A 16,336-nucleotide genomic window follows, 5' to 3' on the forward strand; every position below is an offset into this window, starting at 1 on the left:
ATATTCCTCAATTTATAATATATAGTCTATAAACTACATTGTAAAGTTTAATGGCATAAATTATTGTTAAATTTATGCAAGAAATATGCATTTTTAAATGTTTTTATTTATTTTAATTCATCTATTTTATATTTCCTTCTGCTAATTTTATTAATTCAACTTTACTTTTAAAACTTAATTTATCAATTAATTCTAACAACTCTTCTTTACTTAGATCATTTAAAACATTCTCATTTAGCTCTTTATCCATTAATACTCCAGCCATATTATCATAGTTCTTATTTCTATCTAAATAATGAGAATAGGTAGTATTGATGTTACTGTGATTTCCTTGTTCGGCTGCTGCTTTAACGTCCCCAGTAACATCTAATACAAAGTTAATCCCTACATTTCGGAAACTGTGAAATACAATATTTCTTTCTGGTGGGAAACCCATTTTCACTCTAAGTCTTTTCATCATTCTAGTTATAGTATCTCTATCGATATTAAATACTTTATCTTTTCCCTCTTCTTTAATACTTAATAATTCTTCATGAAAACTTCGTACTAATGGTTTTTCAGTTTCTTTATTTGTTTTCTCTTCATATATTGTAATTACTACTAAATCATCTTTTTCTTTAAAGTCGTTCCATTCTAAAGCTAACAAATCACTAATCCTCAAAGACGTTCTTATTGCAGTTTGAATTAGGTAATATTTTATTTTCTTTTGTTCTCTTTCAGTTTCTAATGCTAACTCAGCCATCTTAAAAGCTTCTTCAGGTGTTAATGTTCCGTGTGCTTTAGTCTTATTAGGAAGCTCTCTAATCTTATTAAATGAGTTTAAATTAACATCATACTCATATGAACTTAATGTATCGTATAAACTCTTCAATCCTCTAATTTTTCTATTGATTGTTGAATTTGCATATTCTTCACTATCTATGAGCCATTTTCTAAACTTTAAAATGAGCTTTTTATCAATTTTTAAATCATTTTCAGTAAGGTATCTGATATCTTTTTTTAGAAACCCTTCAAAGAAATCTTTAATATCTCTTTCGTAACCTCTTTTCGTATTCTTGCTAAATGTTTCGAGGTCATTAAAATAATTTTGTATGTCATTGAAAACTTTATAGTCATGTAAATCAGAAATTTTTGACTCTCTGTTATTTTCAATGGCATTTAATAATTTTACTTCTTTATTATTAGCAGCTTGCATTTTTAACCCCTCCCTTTCCTTTATTGAGATCCTCATCGATTAATTTTACTATAGCCAATAGCTCATCTTTTGCTTTTCGCTTATTATATGTAGTCCAATTATTTAAATTTCGTTTATACCATCCGTACAGGTCGTTTAACATTTGTTTCACCTCTCAATGTTATTTCTTAAACTTAGTATATAGTAATTATATCCAAAGTGCAATACTTTTATTACTATTTTATATAATTTTATTTAAATAATTAAAAAATAGCCACACTTTTCATTTGAAAGCATGACTATCCATTTGAAATTATCTATGAACATTTATCAATTCATTTAAAATAACTGGATTATAATTTATTTTTTTTAACTCATTCATTGGTACATTCGCATACAGTGTATTTCCATTTTTCAAATACTGTATCATGGATAATAACAATAAATCTACATCATCTTTACTAACTCCTAATATAAAATTCCTTCTAGCTTCATCGATATCTCCACCAAACCTCTGTAAATCATCTGAAATGTCTTCTTTTCTCAACGCGCGAAATAAGAGTTCGTTTTCCACTGTTAGAAAAGGTTCATCTATTTGTTTTTTACCCCAATATATCTTTAAGCGTTCATAACCTTCTTCTATTTGTCTCGTCGTTTCGGTGAAACCAATTCTGTTATACATGTCAATACTTTTTAATATATATTCCTCTGCCTTATCGTATGACGTAAAGTAATATGAATAACCTAATGTGAAATAAGCTTGAGCATCAAACTGTTTCCCTATATTCGACTCCAATACAATCGAAGCATTTTTACGAGCTGCATCATTATCATTTAATACCCATAAGTTCAGATATGCTAATGATTCGTTAAGCCTAGCATAATAACTATTTTTAACATAGCTATCTTTTAAATCTTCAAATTTAATTGCTAATACTTTGATAATTTCATTAGACATCTTATGATTTCCTTTAATAAAATACATATATGCTTTAATAGAATTAAGGAGAAAGTTTAATTTGGGATCATTAACTTTTATTTTTATAATCTTTCTTAAGTATTCTTCTTTATCTAAAGTTCTATAATTTAATTGTAATTCATACAAAACAGAGTATACTTCTACCCACTCTTGACTCTTTTTATATGACTCTTTTCCCATTTTGTCTAATAATAATTGCATAGGTTCGAGAAGTCTATGTGTAGAGAGATATTCAAGCATGTAACGAGCTGCTTTTTTATTTGGGTCTAGTAGTAAAGAGTACCTAGACATAATTTCATTCTCTTTTTGTGGGAAGAGATGTCTTACAATTAATAGTAGACTACAAAAATTGTCAAGTTCTCGATGAGGGTTATCTAACCATTTTATAATGGGTGATGTGCTTGTATGACCTGCTATTTCAGCTAATTTAGATAGTAAAGTATGATCTTTCGATTGTAAATCACGAATGTACTTCTTGAGGTTAAATTCTTTCAACTCAATTAAACCCCTTACTGTTTATTTTTTACGGTCTAAATTATATCATATAGTCAACTAAAATTTAATGTGTAATTGTTGGGTATGATGGGATTTTAAGGATATAAGTGGACATATTTATACACAAAAAGCAACACCTATATCAAGTGCTGCTCGTAATAAAATAGTGCTTTCATCGTATGATTATTAAATCCTTCTATAGAAATCAAATCCACCCAAATCATCGTGGATACCCATAGGATTACCATCGTCAGCGATAATACCTTTAAATCCATTTGGAGGATAACATTCTTGTAATAGATAAAACTCACCTTTAGTAGTCCATAATCCATCTTTTATTGTTAAAGCGACATCTCCAACCTGAGAGGTCAGCCTATTTATTTTTCTATACTTATTATCCATATACTCAATTTCTTTTATGTAATGTATACGCATTAAACCTTTTTTAATTTTATCTACTTTTATTTTCATAAATTTATTAATACCTCCTTTAAAATAAATGTTTTACTGGAATTATTTAATTACTTCCAAATCACTAAAATTACAATCCACGTATTCTGGATAAAAAGAGAAATGAACTTCAAGTGGATGAGTAGACTCCATATTAATGTTTCTAACGTATCCTTCTCCATAATCCTTAAATTTGTGTTTCACTATCACACCTTCAGAAATATCAGGATATTTGAGCCATTCAGCCATATTATGTATTGTGTAATCATCATATTCTTTTTGTAAGTATTGCAACTTATCACCTATATTAATTAATATCTCTGTAAGGATCTCTAATTGATCTTTGTTCAATATTTTCTCCTCCTAGTTATAAAACCATAACTATATATAGTGTCTTTAATTAATTTTATATCTATATCTAGTATAAAACCTGTGATAAAATTGGTATTTTAATTTACCTTATCTTTTTTCTCTAACTGTTCAATTATCATTTGCAACCCTACCCAATAACCAATTAAACGAGGTGGCATTTTCCGCCCGAAATCCCATACATATTCCATAATATCTGAATCTATTGAAGTATCATGGTAAACCGTCATAAGCCAAGAGTGATACTCGTTAATACTTCTACTTTCCTCAATTGCAGATATAATACCGTCATAAATTTCTTTACTGTCCTCGATTTGACTCATTTCATATTCTTCCCAATATTCTTTTAGTTCCTTTTTAGCTAGTTTTTCATCAAAGTCCCAACGATCTTCACAGAAGGCTGATAATTTCTTGGTGAAATAACTTAAATTGAAATCCTTAATATTATCCAATGTCGCTGCACAAGTAAGTGAGTAGACAGCTTCTCCGATGTCACCCGAAATAAAAACGTTATTACCAGACAACACATATTTAGTACGATACATATTTGTTCCCGGTTCTCCCCAATAAATAACTTGTAAACCTTCTTCTCCTTCAATTTTAGCTATATGATTGTTAAACCAATTCTTTCTAATATCTTGCTTCACCTTAACTATGTATTCCATTCCCTTGCTCCCTTCTACTCTTCATATTCAACAACTCCACCCGTTATATTGTATTCATCATATTTACCTTTATAAATTAACTTATCTCCATCTTTAATTATGTATCCTTCGTAAGTATGAATAGTGGTTCCATTGGGCATTATTATAGTTACTTTATCACCTAATTCTAAATCTTCCTTGCGATCTGAAGTATTAACGAATATGAGATAAGATACAATTAATAACGCTGCTGAAAATAACATTAATTTAATTATTAATTTCATTTATCATCTGCCTTTTAATGTTTTGAAATATTATAAATAATTCTTTTATATTCACTTATACGGGATAAGTCTTCATCACACATGCGACACTTAATAACAAAATCTACTTCATGACCACCAGTTTCGCACCTTTTACCTACCTTATTGACCATGACAATTTCTTTATGTTTGCAATCCATAGTTTAACCTCCTTCGAATAAATTTCAATTTTTAACTTATAACCTTTCATGTTTTTGTTCTGTAATTTTATCTAATTCATTGTAAGCAAAATTTTTATGAATTTTATGCAATCTCCTAGCTGACCAAAGGCTTAAGCTAATTAGTTCTTTTCGTTGTTCTTCAAGCAGATTAACGTATTTATCATTTATAACTAAATGTCTACAAGTTTCTTGAAGTAACTTTATATCTCTTTCAAATTCTTTAATGGTTAAATTACCCCATTTACTAGGTTTTCGATTCATAATTTCATTCAATCTCTCCATAACTTCACCCCATTATTTTTCATTTCTTCGAATACGAAGATCAATCATTTTAAGATAAATTTCTGTATCCTCAATTAAACGTAACATATATAAATCTTCTTTATGCTCATGTTTTATATTCTCTAAATTACACATCATTTCTTTCATTTTACTGTCTTTTATAGCTGCTCACCTCCAAATAAAACTATCCTTTCTTCGTATGTTCTTTACTGTCAGCTTCTTTAATTGCTTCTTCTTCACCTTTGTAATACCAAGTTTCATACGAAATAAGATTTCCTTTTGACGTATCAATATCATCTAACTTATCTGCAAAAGCATTTTCTTGTGACCATTTAACATGATCCACGAATCCTTTACAAATCTTCTTTTCGTTACTATGACAAGCCCAATTGTGACCAGTCTTTCGTTTCATTTGAATAATATCGTATGGCGTTGGTAGACAACCATAATTCTGAACTTCCTCAGAAGCATCTGTAAAAGCAAACGGACAACATTCACAAGCCATTTTTATTCCTCCTTTATTTCTCAGAATTCATAGATATTAAATTCTCAATATACTCTTTATATTTATCCTCGCAATCTTTGGAGCAACACGATTCTGGAAAACTTGAGTTAGATTTATATATCCAATAAGAAGATTCACAGTAAATACATTTCTCCATTTAACCCATCTCCCATGCTATCTAAAATTAACCTGCTTTTTCTTATGTGTGCTATACTCAGGTGTATAAGCATATCCATATAGATCAATATACTGCTGCGCCCATTCATCTTCTGTCTTCTCTTTTTCTTTCTTCCTTTTGAATTGTGAAAACTCATCATCAGCTTTTACCTCTTCACCGAACACAGCTCTATAAAAATCCATATAATCGTCAACTGTTACATATTTAGACATCACTTCTCTTTCGTTCATCATTTGTATTCCACCCCTAATTTCCTGTAATTTATTTATATTTACATTTTACCACTATCTCCACATTAACTCAATCACTTTATATAATTTTATTTAAATAAGCCACGCACCTTAACTATGGATAACGTGGCTAGGTACTATTAGACACATTCAATCTGATCTTTTTCAACTGGTGCTGCAATCGGAACACTGAACTCATACGATTCATTCAAGTTTTGGAAATTGTAAAGCTCCTTCATTAACCCCTTTGATTCTTCAGACGCATACCAGCTACTATAGACCTCTTCTTTTTTACTTAGTTTCTCTTCTAATTGAACCTCTAACGCTTTTGAATCAGTTATGAACTTTAACATACTTTCTGATATCATATAGTACCACATCTCCTCTTATCTTCCCTATTTTATCTAAGTTGTTGTAAAGCCATCATGTTGTATGTACCTTAAACACAAGTTGTTTATATAATTTAATTTATGATAAAACTGGAAAATAGTCAAGTGTAATACTCAACTATTCTTTGCTTCACGCCTAGCTTGACTTTTCATCGCTATATCTCTTGTCATTATTAAATAATTTAAAAGCCACTCAGGATCAATATCATGCTTTTCACAAAAATCTACAACAGCGTCCCATTTACCTGTAACTTTAACACTTTCTAGTTTTTCAATTATCATGTCTAGTCTATCGTTGAGTGATCTTCTCATGTCATTTCTCCTTACGAAATCAACCTAAGTTTAAAACTTGATTTCTTTTGTGTCCAATTCAATGTAGTTATCATCTGTTTTAAAGCCTAATTTCCCCATAATTTCTCTTATCTCTCTTTTTTGATCTTCTGTTAATGGCTGTAGCTCAAACACTCTCTGATTCTCCATACGTACCTCCTTTTAAAATTGAGTTTTTATCTATAGAATTTCCTTTTCCGTAATACGATTATCAATCTTTTTTGATTTTAATTTCAACTCTCTCTTTCGGGACATCCATAAATGTTTGATTTTTAAATAGGATTTCCACGCTACCATCCTCTTTAACAGTTACCAAACGTACATCTGCATTACTAATATACATATAATCATCCTCCAATTAAAACTAAGAATTTATTTCATTATTTAAATCATTTCCAATAATTAATCCCACTCATTAGGAAGTCTTGTAATATTCTCATCTGTAAAAATTTCATTAAAAATAATTTCATAACCTTCACCGAATTTATACGGTTCAACAATGGCGTTTTTAAAAGAGACACCTAATCCTTTTTCGATGTCTTCTATATTTGATTCAGTGTCAACTTGTATTTTTGCTAATTTGTCTTCATAAAAAGTTACCATTGCATAATCGAATACACTGCTTTCACCATACATGAGATAATCAGCATTAACAATTGTCCCATCCTTTAACTCAAACTTACCATGTGGATATTGAGTTTCTTCAGGATCTTGTTTGAACATCGCGTTAAATTCATCAATAGTAAGCGAATTCTTAAGATTCTTTGTTTCACTAGGCTCAACTTTTTCTTTTGGTTTAGTCGACTCTAGTTGGCTTACTTCTTGCTTGTCTTCCGATTTAACCTCTTCTGCACTATCGTTGCAACCCTGTAATAGCAGCAGTGAGATAGAAAAAGATATGATCATAAGCGATTGTTTAATCATAAATATCCTCCTCTTTTATTAGTAAATTAAAACAATTCTTTTAACAGGCATATTTATAATTAGATTTTTTTCAAATAATAACAAGTATTAATAATATCCATAGCAACACAAGTAACTCCAATGTCATTTTCGATAACTATGTCATCTTCCTCCTCATCTTCAATCAAGGAATATATTTTATTTGAAGAGATGTTTGATGATATATCATCAATTGGAAAGACTACATGAGTTGCTTCATCACTGCTACAATATACGTATTTTTGAAACTCTTCATTATCAGTCCCAATATTCAATTCCTTCTGTTTAATCATTACAGTTCCATCGCTATTTAATGAAAATAACTCATCGATTTCATGTTGACTTGCATTTCCCCCACCGTTCACTTTGATTTGTGACCAAATTTTCACCTCATCATCTTGCTTCTGTTGCAGCAATAATTGGATTAAATCCTTAACTATCATTACACTTCACTCCCTAACGAAATATTTCTTTTATTTAAATTTAATAATTTCCGATGTCAGTTGGAGTAAAAAACCAACTGCTATAAAACATAATCCTATTATGGTATAAAACTTATTTATATTTTCTGTTATCCATGAATTTTTCACATCATCATATGTGCTTTCTTTTTTATTCGGTTTACTAATAATACCAAATACTGAAATCAAAGATCCTAAAAATCCCAATGTAATACCGATTATATTTAACACTATCACCATTTCCTTTTCGATTAAAATGATTATTTTTTCGTAAACTGTGTATAAAAGTTATTATTAGTGGACAATCCTAATAATATCACCGTTAACCTTTAATCCGTCTACTTGCGCTATGTAGACGGATATTTTTTATTTCTTAATCCTTAGTATATATTGCCATTAATTATACGTCAACAAATATAATTTTACTTAATAAACCCCTTTACCATTTCACCTCCTGTTCATTATGTATAATTATATAAGTTCAGTTGTGAAGTGAATTCCTTTAGCTGCTAACTCTTCTTGGTATACATCTCTTACAATCCAAGCGTCAGCTACAAATGATTTTTCTTTCCCGTTCTCGATCCACTTAATAAGGTACATGATTTACACCCTTCCTTAGTTTTTCTAAAACTGAATTTGCTAAGTATTTATATTCTACATCACCGAAAATAGCATACATTTTCACATAATCGTTATACGTATCTAGGAGCACATCGATTTCTTTTTTACTCATTGTGAACCTCTCCTTTTTCGATAAGTTTTTATTTATATCGCTCATATGAATATGTGCGTTACTAATAATAAATTATGTAATTTGGTTCATATGAGCGATAACGTAGTTATTTTATTAGTTAACTATTTCCCCTTGTTCTGATTCAATAACTTTTCCATTCCTTGTGATAATTCTTAATACTTGTTTTCTATCAAATATTGAACCATTTTGAATTGTAATAACATTTAAACTTTTCACAATTTCCACCTTACCATTATAAATAACTGTTCCTCCTTCTCGATAACAACCATCATTCCAGTATATTTCTTTCATTATTTCCCTCCATTTATTAATTCATTTAACTGCTCAATTGTCAATTCTCCATTACCACATGATTTAATAGCTAACTTCAACAATTCCGTTCTTCTTTCTTTATCTCTCATATAGGCAAAAATAGTTTCAAATAGTTGTATTATATTTTCATCTACACTTTGTTTCTTTAATATTTCTCTCCAAGCTATAAAAGTATTTTCTAATTCATTCATTTAATTCATCTCCTTTAAAATTGTCATTTTATTTAGCCCTTAATTTAAAAACATAATATTCTTTTCCATTATCATCTTCCTTAAGTTCTGCCGAGTACCCTAATATATCAGCATACTCATATAAAAATTCAACTTCGTAACCTTCCTGTTCATTTGCATATTTTTGCATTTCTTCTTCAGTCATAACACACTTCACATCAAACATCCTTTCTGAATAAGTTATTCGTTTTAATCGGATTTTTAGTACAAAAACAACTTCTTAACTGTATTTTCTTTATCACAGTAATCTCCTGTATCTACATCAGGAAATTCAATACCATTACGATAAAACATATTAATTTCCATTTTATTCAACTTTTTAAAAGTCATTAATCTACTATTGTCAGGGATAACAATTTCCATTTCACCATTACCATTTCTGACTAACTTATCTACTATTTCTTTTAATTCAGATACTTTCATATTAATTCCTCCTAATTTAAAGTAAAAGACTTGTTTTATTACTCTCCAAACTTCTCTTTTCTCTTTAATATTTGATTTTCCAAATGACAATCTCTACAAAAATTTGTAGGTTTCTTTTTTATACGATGTAGCTTTGTGAAATATTTGACTATTCCACATTTATTACATTTCCTATATAAGTCTTTGCTATATGAATAATTTTCAGATGCAGTGCTTGTTTTTAATTCAATTTGATCATGATATTTAATAAATAATGATGATGTATTCACTGCATCATACATTGCGCTATGCGAATATCCTTCTTCCTTAATTCCAGATTCTCTTATCGCATCTTTTAATTTAATAATTTTTTTCCCGACTATAGCGTTGGCAATTGCAGGTTGAATATCATTATAATTTTTTAACCATGATAAAGGAAAACTTTCATTGACGCACTCCTGTATTAAATAAAGTTTATCTATATCACCCCATGAACATAAATAATAATCTTTTCCAATCCATTCAACAAATTCACTTAAAGCTTGTTTAGGACTAACCGCTTTTCTTACATCATTTTCATCCATTTGTATAAATTTCATAGTACCTTTCCCTATTCCCACGTGAGGCATAATATATGTTTGAAAATATTGTTGAATTTCTAAATTTTCTAATTTAACTTTAACTGCCCCAATTTCAACGATACTATTCGTTCGCTCCTTTTTATAAACATTATTCATCTCTAAATCAAAAATAATTACATGCATTCATAATCTCCTTTTTATTCTTTATATTTTAAAAATGAATCACTTTTATATAAGATGAAAGAGATTTTTATCTTAATGATTTTTCATGTTTACCAATCGCAATCATACTCATAGCTTTCTTGACTTTACTTTCAACTTTTTCATAATCATAAAAATATCCTATGGGTTTATTATTTTCCCAAATTTCAACATCTACTTTTTCTCCATCTTTTAATAAATCAGTGTACATTTTAGCTGTATATTTCACATCTTCCGTTACAGATACTACTCTTCTTCTACTATATTCTCCTTGAAAAAGTAAGTATGTAGCCATATTGTATTCCTCCTCATCGAATAAATCTCTTCTTTTATTCTATTGTGTATTGAAAAGAAGCTACTGGATTTAATTTTTCAAAACCGAATTCACTACAAAGTATTTTTATTAGATAAAAAGAATAGACTGTTTTTTCTTCAGACATCGTAATAGCTTTTTTACACATATCCTCGAACTCGACTTCTGAAAATTTCTGCTCATGTGTTACATAGCTAAAGTCGGTTGCAAAACCATCTTCCATTTCCTCATTAATTTCTTCCTCTACAATCCGATATACGTACATAAAGCCATCTCCATTCTTAATGAAATTTATTATTCCCTTAACCCTTAAATACATAATAACATATAATTTTATTTACGTAAAGAAAAAGTTACCAACTATTTTAAAATCATCCTAACATTTTTCGAACCGTATTTATCCTTTAGATCATAATATAAATCACTCACATATGAAAACTTACTACATCTACCTTTGTATATAGTTTCATTAGTTTCTTCATTCACTACATTATAATAAACCCCGTACTTAGCTTTTCTATTATCCACTTTAATCAGAATCATTTTCACCACTCCTTTCTATTAGTGGCTGCTATTTCTGAGATTGTATTATCTTACGTATATTTTATACCATAATCTGTGAATTGTATAGAAATAAGCAATTAAAAAGGAGACTCTTTAGCCTCCTGATATCATTCTTTGTTTTCCATATACTCATCAATTATTGCAATTACTTGTTTTTTAAACTTTTCGTTGTTCTTTTTCTGTTCAGTGTTTCTAATGACGATTTCACCATCATTTCCCATACTTATATATACAGTGTCACCATCTTTAACCCCTATTTCTTTAAGCATACTAGATGGTAATAATACTCCTAATGAATTTCCTACTTTTCGAATCTTACGTTCAACCTCCATAAACTCGCTCCTTATAAAGAGATAGAGTGAAGAAATAATCTCCACCCTATCTACATTATACATGGCGAACTTATTCTTGTGTACCTTCAGTAGATTCAGGACTTTCAACAGGGCTTGCATCGTCATCACCTACAGTAGTATCAATAGCATCGATTTCCTCTTGAGTGACTGGTTGGGCATTTTCAGTTTTCGCTTTCTCTGCTTCTACTGCTTGTCCATGAGCCTCTACTTCCTGATTTGCCCTTTCAATCTCTGCTTCTAGCTCCGTTACTAAATCATCAGCTTCTCCCATTTTTTGTTCTGCAACTTTGATCGCTGTATTCAGGTCTGCTATTTTTTGGTTAGCAGTCTCTAACTCTGCAACTTTAGTATTATATTCAGCCGTTTTAGCATCTAAAGCTGCTTGAGTTTCAGCGTGATTCCCTTTTTCTGTTTCTAGACTCGCTGTTAATTCTGCAATATCGGCTTCTAACCCACTTACTTGAGTTTGCAGATCAGTTACAGTAGTTTCTAATTCAGCCTTTTCGCCCGTCAATTTATCAATCTCTGCTTTGGCATTAGCAATCTTAGTTCCTGCATCTTCTTTAATTAAACCAATTTTTTGTAGTAAACTATTTTCATTGTTTTCGAATTGTACTAAACGCTCCCCAAAATCCTTAACATTACTTGTAGCAGCTTGTAGTGTGTCTGATCCTCCGAATGTTAACCCTAAAGCACCTAACGTAAGTCCTCCACCAGCAATAACACTTAAAGCAATTTTACTTGTAAATAAACCCATTTTCCAATTCCCCCAATTCGGATAAGTTTTTAGTGGTTGTCTCTTCCACATAACCCATGTTATAACAGTTATAACAAACTGTCAACTTGTTTTCGGAAAATTTTAAATATAAATAAGGTTAGCAAACCTCTATATATCAACGTTTCATTTATGTTATTAAATTTTTAATTATTTTTCTCCTCACCTTTAATGTTATAACAATTCTGATTCGAACAAACAAAAAAGCCCTAAAAATAGGACTTTTCAGACGTTGAACCCAATATGATCATTTAACTTTCTTTTTCTCTTTAGTCAACCTCTTATACTCTTTTCTATATTTTTCATCTCTAAAATTCAACATAACGTATATATCCTCATCTGTTTCTAGTAACAAGCCTACAAGTGTATAGTATCCTTGTCTTGCACTCAAACTCATACTAATGAGCTTGCTGCTATATAGTAAATTAAAAGGAACCTGTGGAATAGGCATCCGTTTATCTGATATTGCGAACTTTTGAGATATTAAAATACCCCATTTTTCTTTACCTATAACAGACTCGCTTAAATCATCAGTATACTTAACTCTGTCGAAATTATCATATAACAAATCTAAAATTTTAAAAATGAAATACTTATCTTCTTCTGATTTCTTATTCATTATTTTGCCTAATTTAGTGTCATAGATGAAATCGTACTCCTTCATCTTCAATAGCAACTCTCTAGGGTCGATGGTCATAAAAATACCTCCTTTGATGGTTACAATTAAATGTATGACCAAGGAGGATTTAATATAACTTATTTTATAATTTTACTCTATAATCATTTCTTCTTTTTCTTCATGAACTTCTTAACATCAAATCTCAGCCATTTATATATCATTAGATATCTTTCTTCACTAAAAATAGGATTATTAGGATTGTACCAAGTATTAAAAGGGATTCTGTTTTTTAAAGAATTACACATCCTACATGCAGGTACACAGTTTTTCAAATCATTTCTACCTTCAGGGATAACATGCTCCCTATGTAAATTTTGACCATAAAGATCTTTTGCTTCAACTTCTGATATCCCACAATATGCACAAGAATGATTAAAATATGACTTACATGAATTCCATTCCTGAGTTGTTATATCGTGATTTTTCTGCATTCTATTATTGTTATATATTTTAATTTTATCTTTATTATTTTTCCGATAGTTTTTATTATATTCTTTTATGTATTCTCTTAATTCTTCATTTTCTGCCTTTCGTTTTCTTAGATACTCATTACTTTTATCTCTATTTTTTCTCATCCTTTTTAATTCTAATTTTCTTTTCCAGTTTTCAGGTTTCCTGACGTATGTAGCTGATCTTCTGATAGTACACTCTTTACAATATGGATTATAACCATCAACTCTATTAGCAGAGTTCTTATAATAAAATTCATCGGTCATCAGCAGCCATTCATTACAATCTGAGCATAATTTATGTTCTACACCACAAATATATTTGTGGTTATTTTCATATGGAAATTTAAATTTCTTTTCTTTCTTAGTTTTAATGTCACAAACTATAACCAATATTATTCTCCTTTCTAGATTTACTCCTAATGAAATTCCTGTTATATTGTAATTTTATTTATGTATTGTTTATAATCACTATCTAACCACTTCTTGATTTTATGTAAATTGTTCTGATCAAAATCTTTACTGATATTAAACCATTCCTCCAAACTAGAGGTGTGTTTTCTTCCATTGCAACTCTTACAACTCGGAACACAATTAGCTAAGTTGTTAGAACCATTATGATCCACATGTTCTTTATGGAAATCACCTAATCTAACTTTACCATTAAATTTTATGTAATGTTCCTCAATTGGTAAATGACAATACGCACATCTATAGTTGAAATAGTTCTTGCAGTTCTCCCACTCTTCATTTGTTATTTTATGAGTACCGTGCATTCGTTTATACTGATTATATACACTTAACTTTTCTGGATTACTTCTTTGCCAACTTTTATAATTTTCTTGTTTTCTTTCAGCGTTTTCGTTATTCCAATTCTTAGCGTTATCTATATACATATCTCTATTTTCAACATAATACTCTTTATAATTTTCATACCATCTATCCATATTTTGCGCTTTCCATGTCACAGCCCTCCTTTTAGTACATTCCTTGCATTCAGGGTTAAAATAAATCCAATTACCTCTTGTCTTCGAATATTTATTTTGTGAGTAAAAATCCGTCAAAGCTTTATTTTCTCCGCAATCTGAACATACCTTTTTATTCAATGTAAAATAAACCTCCTATTCATAGTTAAATTACGAAAAAATTTTAATTTTATCTTGTGTTATATTTGAACTGTGAGATATTAAATAACGTAATAATCTGTAATTGTAAGTCCTGCACCTTCTATTTCATCTTCCGCAATCTCAATACAATCTTCTACTGTTGGTGCAGAAACTTTTACCGTTCCTTCTTTTTCTGCATCCTCGTTCCACCAATGAAATCTCATTTCAACCATTCAAATTCCTCCTTCACAATATGTGTCTATTATGTAATTAATAAAGCTAGTAGATATTATCTGTTATATACTATGTAATTTCCCTCACTAGCTTCTCATTATAATTTTATTTATTGATATCGCTCTTTCTTACTCAACAATTCTTCTTTGATTTCATTATAATCTTTCCCTAACTGTATGAGTACTGAAATAGTTCTTTCTACATTAACGACTTTTCTTAAATCCTCAGTAGTAAATGAATCTCTAATAGGATCATTTTTATCTAGCTCATACATCTCTCTTAGTCTCTTCGCATTTGAATCAAATAGAACTTTATAAACTAGATTCGTGAATGTGGAAAATTCAAAGCCTTGTTTTAATGTTCCTTGGTAAAATTCTTGAATTGAATCTGTTAACTGTTTTCTCTCACGCTTACTAATTTCACGTTCCACAGCCCACATCTTTTGTTCTTTATCAGATATTTCTTCAACATTTAAAAGATAATTTCTAATTGATTGAGCTACTTCCGATTCGGTCAACACCATTCCTATTCTAAGCAGCCCTCTTCTATTAATAAGTGTTAAGGAACTAGCTCCTTTAAAGGCAGTTTCATCTTGAAACTCGCTTTTGAATTCCTTTAACGTCTTACCTTTCAACACTCTTAGCTCCCCGTATAGGTTGAATTCATCTCGATTACGTGAAATTATAGTTTTAATTGTTCCTACTGGTACTTCATAATAGTTAGCAATCATTTCTGTAGTTACTTCTACTGTATTTTCTAATAGCGGCACAATTTTGATTTTATCTAGTACACTATCTTTATAAACGTATTGATCTCTCATTGTTCTACTTTCAACTAAAACCATTTCGTTTGATTCGGTTAATCCAGCTTCTAATTGCTTATTATTTGTCATTCGTATTCCCCTTTATAGTTTTTATTTTAAAGAAGATTAAACCACGATGTGTCCGCCTATTAATAGTATATAATTTTACTTATTTAATTGCAACATATATTTACCAACGATCTTGCAAGTTGCTAGAATATAGTAAACTTAATCCCCAAACAAACACTACACCAACTAAAAACCAAGTGTATTCTGCAAAGAATCCTTTAATATAAGTTTTCATACTCTCATTCTCCTTTTTAGTTAAAAGTCCCATTTCATCGTATGTAGTGCTGTTATAGTCATTTTCATATTATAGGGCAGCTAAACTATAACCGCCCTATAATACAATACGTGTAATTTTATGAATCATAGTTTCGTTGGACTGTGCGGTAGTTAAACATCAATACCGTAACGTTCTCCGTAATTTTCAATGTACTCAGATAGAAATTCTCCTAACTGTTTGTAAAAATCGTAATCATCCTCTGCACCACTAACAAAAGCTTCAATTTCTTCGCATGACAAGGAAATTTCTCCTTCATCACTCATCACCTCTAATTGGTGTCTGATAAAAGTTCTATACGCTTGCCTTGTATTCATACTCACCAT

Annotated in this window: 36 protein-coding genes; all 36 read right to left on the reverse strand. The window is 29.9% G+C overall.

Going from position 1 to position 16,336, the window contains the following annotated elements; genetic code table 11:
* Positions 1-121 precede the first annotated feature (121 nt).
* Entirely contained in the window at positions 122-1,195 is a 1,074-nt protein-coding gene (locus BAOM_RS13905; RefSeq protein WP_164853230.1) for a tyrosine-type recombinase/integrase, read from the reverse strand.
* On the reverse strand, positions 1,182-1,337 hold the full coding sequence (locus BAOM_RS24465) for a hypothetical protein (RefSeq protein WP_164853231.1): 156 nt from the start codon (positions 1,335-1,337) through the stop codon (positions 1,182-1,184). Before BAOM_RS24465 ends, BAOM_RS13905 begins: the two co-directional genes overlap by 14 nt.
* Before the next feature lie 150 nt (positions 1,338-1,487).
* A complete protein-coding gene (locus tag BAOM_RS13910) occupies positions 1,488-2,648 on the reverse strand; it encodes an AimR family lysis-lysogeny pheromone receptor (RefSeq protein WP_127760769.1) in 1,161 nt (386 codons plus the stop codon).
* Positions 2,649-2,834: 186 nt separating this feature from the next.
* On the reverse strand, positions 2,835-3,119 hold the full coding sequence (locus BAOM_RS13915; RefSeq protein WP_127760770.1) for a hypothetical protein: 285 nt from the start codon (positions 3,117-3,119) through the stop codon (positions 2,835-2,837).
* Positions 3,120-3,161: 42 nt separating this feature from the next.
* The gene (locus BAOM_RS13920; RefSeq protein WP_127760771.1) at positions 3,162-3,449 is read right to left on the reverse strand and encodes a hypothetical protein; all 288 of its coding nucleotides are present in this window, start codon (positions 3,447-3,449) and stop codon (positions 3,162-3,164) included.
* Positions 3,450-3,547: 98 nt separating this feature from the next.
* Positions 3,548-4,132, reverse strand: coding sequence for a hypothetical protein (locus tag BAOM_RS13925; protein ID WP_127760772.1), 585 nt, complete (start codon positions 4,130-4,132; stop codon positions 3,548-3,550).
* 14 nt (positions 4,133-4,146) lie between these two features.
* Complete coding sequence (locus BAOM_RS13930) at positions 4,147-4,395, reverse strand: hypothetical protein (RefSeq protein WP_127760773.1); 249 nt, start codon at positions 4,393-4,395, stop codon at positions 4,147-4,149.
* 14 nt (positions 4,396-4,409) lie between these two features.
* Complete coding sequence (locus BAOM_RS24470; protein WP_164853232.1) at positions 4,410-4,574, reverse strand: hypothetical protein; 165 nt, start codon at positions 4,572-4,574, stop codon at positions 4,410-4,412.
* Between the two features lie 36 nt (positions 4,575-4,610).
* Complete coding sequence (locus BAOM_RS13935; RefSeq protein ID WP_127760774.1) at positions 4,611-4,877, reverse strand: hypothetical protein; 267 nt, start codon at positions 4,875-4,877, stop codon at positions 4,611-4,613.
* Positions 4,878-5,061: 184 nt separating this feature from the next.
* Complete coding sequence (locus BAOM_RS13940; RefSeq protein ID WP_127760775.1) at positions 5,062-5,382, reverse strand: hypothetical protein; 321 nt, start codon at positions 5,380-5,382, stop codon at positions 5,062-5,064.
* Positions 5,383-5,556: 174 nt separating this feature from the next.
* Positions 5,557-5,793 carry a hypothetical protein gene (locus BAOM_RS13945; protein WP_127760776.1) on the reverse strand — a complete coding sequence of 79 codons (237 nt, stop codon included), beginning with the start codon at positions 5,791-5,793 and terminating at the stop codon, positions 5,557-5,559.
* A 137-nt stretch (positions 5,794-5,930) separates the two neighbouring features.
* Positions 5,931-6,158 (reverse strand): hypothetical protein, encoded by a 228-nt coding sequence (locus tag BAOM_RS13950; RefSeq protein ID WP_127760777.1) that lies wholly within the window; start codon positions 6,156-6,158, stop codon positions 5,931-5,933.
* 135 nt (positions 6,159-6,293) lie between these two features.
* Positions 6,294-6,491 (reverse strand): hypothetical protein, encoded by a 198-nt coding sequence (locus BAOM_RS13955; protein ID WP_127760778.1) that lies wholly within the window; start codon positions 6,489-6,491, stop codon positions 6,294-6,296.
* A gap of 30 nt (positions 6,492-6,521) precedes the next feature.
* Positions 6,522-6,659, reverse strand: a complete 138-nt coding sequence (locus BAOM_RS24475) for a hypothetical protein (protein WP_164853233.1) — start codon at positions 6,657-6,659, stop codon at positions 6,522-6,524.
* A 61-nt stretch (positions 6,660-6,720) separates the two neighbouring features.
* A complete protein-coding gene (locus BAOM_RS25145) occupies positions 6,721-6,852 on the reverse strand; it encodes a hypothetical protein (protein WP_257467336.1) in 132 nt (43 codons plus the stop codon).
* A gap of 59 nt (positions 6,853-6,911) precedes the next feature.
* Positions 6,912-7,433, reverse strand: a complete 522-nt coding sequence (locus BAOM_RS13960; protein ID WP_127760779.1) for a hypothetical protein — start codon at positions 7,431-7,433, stop codon at positions 6,912-6,914.
* A 59-nt stretch (positions 7,434-7,492) separates the two neighbouring features.
* A complete protein-coding gene (locus BAOM_RS13965) occupies positions 7,493-7,894 on the reverse strand; it encodes a hypothetical protein (protein WP_127760780.1) in 402 nt (133 codons plus the stop codon).
* Between the two features lie 30 nt (positions 7,895-7,924).
* Positions 7,925-8,143 carry a hypothetical protein gene (locus BAOM_RS13970; protein ID WP_127760781.1) on the reverse strand — a complete coding sequence of 73 codons (219 nt, stop codon included), beginning with the start codon at positions 8,141-8,143 and terminating at the stop codon, positions 7,925-7,927.
* A 240-nt stretch (positions 8,144-8,383) separates the two neighbouring features.
* Positions 8,384-8,512 carry a hypothetical protein gene (locus BAOM_RS25150; protein WP_257467339.1) on the reverse strand — a complete coding sequence of 43 codons (129 nt, stop codon included), beginning with the start codon at positions 8,510-8,512 and terminating at the stop codon, positions 8,384-8,386.
* Positions 8,499-8,645 carry a hypothetical protein gene (locus BAOM_RS24480; protein WP_164853234.1) on the reverse strand — a complete coding sequence of 49 codons (147 nt, stop codon included), beginning with the start codon at positions 8,643-8,645 and terminating at the stop codon, positions 8,499-8,501. Before BAOM_RS24480 ends, BAOM_RS25150 begins: the two co-directional genes overlap by 14 nt.
* 114 nt (positions 8,646-8,759) lie before the next feature.
* The gene (locus BAOM_RS13975) at positions 8,760-8,957 is read right to left on the reverse strand and encodes a hypothetical protein (protein ID WP_127760782.1); all 198 of its coding nucleotides are present in this window, start codon (positions 8,955-8,957) and stop codon (positions 8,760-8,762) included.
* On the reverse strand, positions 8,957-9,169 hold the full coding sequence (locus BAOM_RS13980) for a hypothetical protein (protein WP_127760783.1): 213 nt from the start codon (positions 9,167-9,169) through the stop codon (positions 8,957-8,959). Before BAOM_RS13980 ends, BAOM_RS13975 begins: the two co-directional genes overlap by 1 nt.
* Positions 9,170-9,197: 28 nt before the next feature.
* A complete protein-coding gene (locus BAOM_RS24485; RefSeq protein ID WP_164853235.1) occupies positions 9,198-9,353 on the reverse strand; it encodes a hypothetical protein in 156 nt (51 codons plus the stop codon).
* A 56-nt stretch (positions 9,354-9,409) separates the two neighbouring features.
* The gene (locus BAOM_RS13985; protein WP_127760784.1) at positions 9,410-9,631 is read right to left on the reverse strand and encodes a hypothetical protein; all 222 of its coding nucleotides are present in this window, start codon (positions 9,629-9,631) and stop codon (positions 9,410-9,412) included.
* 38 nt (positions 9,632-9,669) lie between these two features.
* On the reverse strand, positions 9,670-10,374 hold the full coding sequence (locus BAOM_RS13990) for a 3'-5' exonuclease (RefSeq protein WP_127760785.1): 705 nt from the start codon (positions 10,372-10,374) through the stop codon (positions 9,670-9,672).
* A 67-nt stretch (positions 10,375-10,441) separates the two neighbouring features.
* Positions 10,442-10,687, reverse strand: a complete 246-nt coding sequence (locus BAOM_RS13995) for a hypothetical protein (protein WP_127760786.1) — start codon at positions 10,685-10,687, stop codon at positions 10,442-10,444.
* Between the two features lie 34 nt (positions 10,688-10,721).
* On the reverse strand, positions 10,722-10,970 hold the full coding sequence (locus BAOM_RS14000; RefSeq protein WP_127760787.1) for a hypothetical protein: 249 nt from the start codon (positions 10,968-10,970) through the stop codon (positions 10,722-10,724).
* A 95-nt stretch (positions 10,971-11,065) separates the two neighbouring features.
* On the reverse strand, positions 11,066-11,248 hold the full coding sequence (locus BAOM_RS14005; protein ID WP_127760788.1) for a hypothetical protein: 183 nt from the start codon (positions 11,246-11,248) through the stop codon (positions 11,066-11,068).
* Positions 11,249-11,376: 128 nt separating this feature from the next.
* The gene (locus BAOM_RS24490) at positions 11,377-11,601 is read right to left on the reverse strand and encodes an AbrB/MazE/SpoVT family DNA-binding domain-containing protein (RefSeq protein WP_164853236.1); all 225 of its coding nucleotides are present in this window, start codon (positions 11,599-11,601) and stop codon (positions 11,377-11,379) included.
* Between the two features lie 70 nt (positions 11,602-11,671).
* Positions 11,672-12,379 carry a coiled-coil domain-containing protein gene (locus tag BAOM_RS14015; RefSeq protein ID WP_127760790.1) on the reverse strand — a complete coding sequence of 236 codons (708 nt, stop codon included), beginning with the start codon at positions 12,377-12,379 and terminating at the stop codon, positions 11,672-11,674.
* A gap of 265 nt (positions 12,380-12,644) precedes the next feature.
* Entirely contained in the window at positions 12,645-13,094 is a 450-nt protein-coding gene (locus tag BAOM_RS14020) for a hypothetical protein (RefSeq protein ID WP_127760791.1), read from the reverse strand.
* Positions 13,095-13,177: 83 nt separating this feature from the next.
* Positions 13,178-13,918: an HNH endonuclease gene (locus BAOM_RS14025; protein ID WP_127760792.1), complete on the reverse strand. Its 741-nt coding sequence runs from the start codon at positions 13,916-13,918 to the stop codon at positions 13,178-13,180.
* A 41-nt stretch (positions 13,919-13,959) separates the two neighbouring features.
* A complete protein-coding gene (locus BAOM_RS14030; RefSeq protein WP_127760793.1) occupies positions 13,960-14,631 on the reverse strand; it encodes an HNH endonuclease in 672 nt (223 codons plus the stop codon).
* An 80-nt stretch (positions 14,632-14,711) separates the two neighbouring features.
* Positions 14,712-14,864, reverse strand: coding sequence for a hypothetical protein (locus BAOM_RS24495; RefSeq protein ID WP_164853237.1), 153 nt, complete (start codon positions 14,862-14,864; stop codon positions 14,712-14,714).
* Positions 14,865-14,974: 110 nt separating this feature from the next.
* Positions 14,975-15,757 carry a hypothetical protein gene (locus BAOM_RS14035; RefSeq protein WP_127760794.1) on the reverse strand — a complete coding sequence of 261 codons (783 nt, stop codon included), beginning with the start codon at positions 15,755-15,757 and terminating at the stop codon, positions 14,975-14,977.
* A gap of 366 nt (positions 15,758-16,123) precedes the next feature.
* Positions 16,124-16,327 carry a hypothetical protein gene (locus BAOM_RS14040; protein ID WP_257467342.1) on the reverse strand — a complete coding sequence of 68 codons (204 nt, stop codon included), beginning with the start codon at positions 16,325-16,327 and terminating at the stop codon, positions 16,124-16,126.
* Positions 16,328-16,336: the final 9 nt, after the last annotated feature.

It is taken from the genome of Peribacillus asahii (assembly GCF_004006295.1).
Classification (GTDB): domain Bacteria; phylum Bacillota; class Bacilli; order Bacillales; family DSM-1321; genus Peribacillus; species Peribacillus asahii_A.